Below are 2,631 nucleotides of genomic sequence, written 5' to 3' on the forward strand. Positions count from 1 at the left end.
CCCGCGGACCGGCCCCTCACCCCTATGCGGGGAACGGGAAATCAGGCGGTCGGGGCCGGCTTGCCGTCGTGGAGAGCGATCGCGCGCTGCATGGCCTTGCGGGCCCGGGGGGTGTCGCGGGCGTCGTGGTAGGCGACGGCGAGGCGGAACCAGGTGCGCCAGTCGTCGGGGGCGTCCTCGGTCTCCTCCTTGCGCCGTGCGAAGACCTCGTCGGCCGAGTCGCGGTCGATGCGGCCGCCCGGGGTGCGCTTCAACTCGTCGACGGGGAGGCCCCCTTCGGCGTCCAGTTCGGCGGCGAGCTGGTTGGCCTTGCGGACGAACTGGGTGTTCTTCCACAGAAACCAGACGCCGATCGCCGGCAGGACGAGCACGGCGACGCCGAAGGCGATCGTGACCGGGGTGCCGGTCTCTATGAGCAGGACCCCACGGCTGCCGACCAGGACGAAGTAGACGACCAGGACGGCTGCCGTGACGGCGTAGGTGATCTTCGCGCGCATGACGTTTCCGGCCGCTCAGCCCAGGTCGAGGAAGTGTTCGAGGCCGAAGGTGAGGCCCGGGGTCGTCACCACGCGGCGGGCGCCGAGCAGGATGCCCGGCATGAAGCTGCTGTGGTGCAGGGAGTCGTGACGGACCGTCAAGGTCTCGCCCTCACCGCCCAGCAGGACCTCCTGGTGGGCGAGGAGTCCGCGCAGGCGTACGGCGTGCACGGGGACGCCGTCGACGTCGGCGCCTCGCGCGCCTTCCAGGGCCGTGGCCGTGGCGTCCGGCGCCGGGGCGGTGCCGGCCGCGCGGCGAGCCTCGGCGATGAGCTGGGCGGTCCGGGTGGCGGTGCCGCTGGGGGCGTCGACCTTGTTCGGGTGGTGCAGTTCGACGACCTCGACAGACTCGAAGTAGGGCGCCGCGATCTGCGCGAACTTCATCGTCAGGACGGCCCCGATGGAGAAGTTGGGCGCGATCAGCACACCGGTCTCCGGGGATCCGTCCAGCCAGCCCTTGAGCTGCGCGAGGCGTTCGTCGGTCCAGCCCGTCGTACCGACGACCGCGTGGATGCCGTGGTGGACGCAGAAGTCGAGGTTGTCCATGACCGAGGCGGGGGTGGTCAGTTCGACGGCGACCTGGGCGCCGGCCTCGGCCAGGGTCTCCAGCTTGTCGCCCCGGCGCAGGGCGGCGACCAGTTCCATGTCCTCGGCGGCTTCGACGGCCCGTACGGCCTCGGAGCCGATGCGGCCCTGGGCACCGAGGACCGCCACGCGCAGCTTGCTCATTGCTTGGTTCCTTAACTGGGGTGTCAGGCGACGGCTTCGTGCAGACGGGACGCCTGTTTGTCCTTGAGTGGGCCGATCACCGACAGGGACGGGCGCCGGCCCAGGATCTCGCGGGCCACGGCGCGGATCTCGTCCGGGGTCACCATGGCGATGCGGGTCAGCATCTCGTCGACGGACATCTGCTCGCCCCAGCACAGCTCGCTCTTGCCGATGCGGTTCATGATCGCGCCGGTGTCCTCCAGGCCGAGGACCGTGGAGCCGCGGAGCTGGCCGATGGCGCGCTCGATCTCGTCGTCCGGCAGTCCGTACTCGGCGACCTGGTCGAGTTCGTCGCGGCAGATCTTCAGCACGTCGTGTACCTGGGACGGACGGCAGCCGGCGTACACGCCGAAGAGCCCGCAGTCGGCGAAGCCGGACGTGTACGAGTACACGCTGTACGCCAGCCCCCGCTTCTCGCGGACCTCCTGGAAGAGTCGGGAGGACATGCCGCCGCCGAGCGCGGTGTTGAGGACGCCGAGGGCCCAGCGGCGCTCATCGGTGCGGGCGAGGCCGGGCATACCGAGGACGACATGCGCCTGCTCGGTCTTGCGGCCGACGAGCTCGACCCGGCCTGCCGTACGGAGACCGCGGCGGCCCTCGCGCGGGGCGATCGGGGTGGCGTCGGCGCGGGTGAGGGCGCCGACACTCTCGAAGGCGGCGCGGACCTGTCGTACGACCTTGTTGTGGTCGACGTTGCCGGCGCAGGCGACCACGAGGTGGGTCGGGTCGTAGTGCTTCTTGTAGAAGCGGCGGATGCGGTCGGCGGTGAGGGCGTTGACCGTGTCGACCGTGCCGAGGACCGGGCGGCCGAGAGGGGTGTCGCCGAACATGGTGTGCGCGAACAGGTCGTGCACGCAGTCGCCCGGGTCGTCCTCGGTCATCGCGATCTCTTCGAGGATGGCGCCGCGCTCGACGTCGACGTCCTCCTCGCGGATGAGCGAGCCGGTGAGCATGTCGCAGACCGTGTCGATGGCGAGCGGCAGGTCGGTGTCGAGCACGCGTGCGTAGTAGCACGTGTACTCCTTCGCCGTGAACGCGTTCATCTCGCCGCCGACCGCGTCGATCGCGGAGGAGATGTCCAGCGCGCTACGGCGTGAGGTGCCCTTGAAGAGCAGGTGCTCCAGGTAGTGGGTGGCGCCGTTCAGCGCGGGCGTCTCGTCGCGGGAGCCGACGTGCGCCCAGATGCCGAAGGTGGCGGAGCGCACGGACGGCAGGGTCTCGGTGACGATGCGCAGGCCGCCCGGGAGGGTGGTCTTACGGACCGTACCGATGCCGTTCATGCCCTTGATCAGGGTTTGCGTACGGGCGACGGCCCGCGCCTCCGTGG

3 protein-coding genes are annotated in these 2,631 nt (G+C 70.5%); all 3 read right to left on the minus strand.

Annotated elements, in window-relative coordinates; all coding sequences use genetic code 11:
* Positions 1 to 41 precede the first annotated feature (41 nt).
* Positions 42 to 497 (minus strand): hypothetical protein, encoded by a 456-nt coding sequence (locus tag ACFU53_RS47595; RefSeq protein ID WP_384006787.1) that lies wholly within the window; start codon positions 495 to 497, stop codon positions 42 to 44.
* Between the two features lie 15 nt (positions 498 to 512).
* Positions 513 to 1,265, minus strand: coding sequence for a 4-hydroxy-tetrahydrodipicolinate reductase (gene dapB, locus ACFU53_RS47600; RefSeq protein WP_384006789.1), 753 nt, complete (start codon positions 1,263 to 1,265; stop codon positions 513 to 515).
* Positions 1,266 to 1,288: 23 nt separating this feature from the next.
* The coding region (locus ACFU53_RS47605; RefSeq protein ID WP_384006792.1) for a M16 family metallopeptidase at positions 1,289 to 2,631 on the minus strand (1,343 nt) is incomplete at its 5' end.

The organism is Streptomyces sp. NPDC057474, from assembly GCF_042802555.1.
Lineage (GTDB): Bacteria > Actinomycetota > Actinomycetes > Streptomycetales > Streptomycetaceae > Streptomyces.

Excerpts from the sequence above, each read along its gene's own strand:
- ACFU53_RS47595 (WP_384006787.1), bottom strand. The coding sequence starts at position 497 with ATGCGCGCGAAGATCACCTACGCCGTCACGGCAGCCGTCCTGGTCGTC.
- dapB (WP_384006789.1), bottom strand. The coding sequence starts at position 1,265 with ATGAGCAAGCTGCGCGTGGCGGTCCTCGGTGCCCAGGGCCGCATCGGC.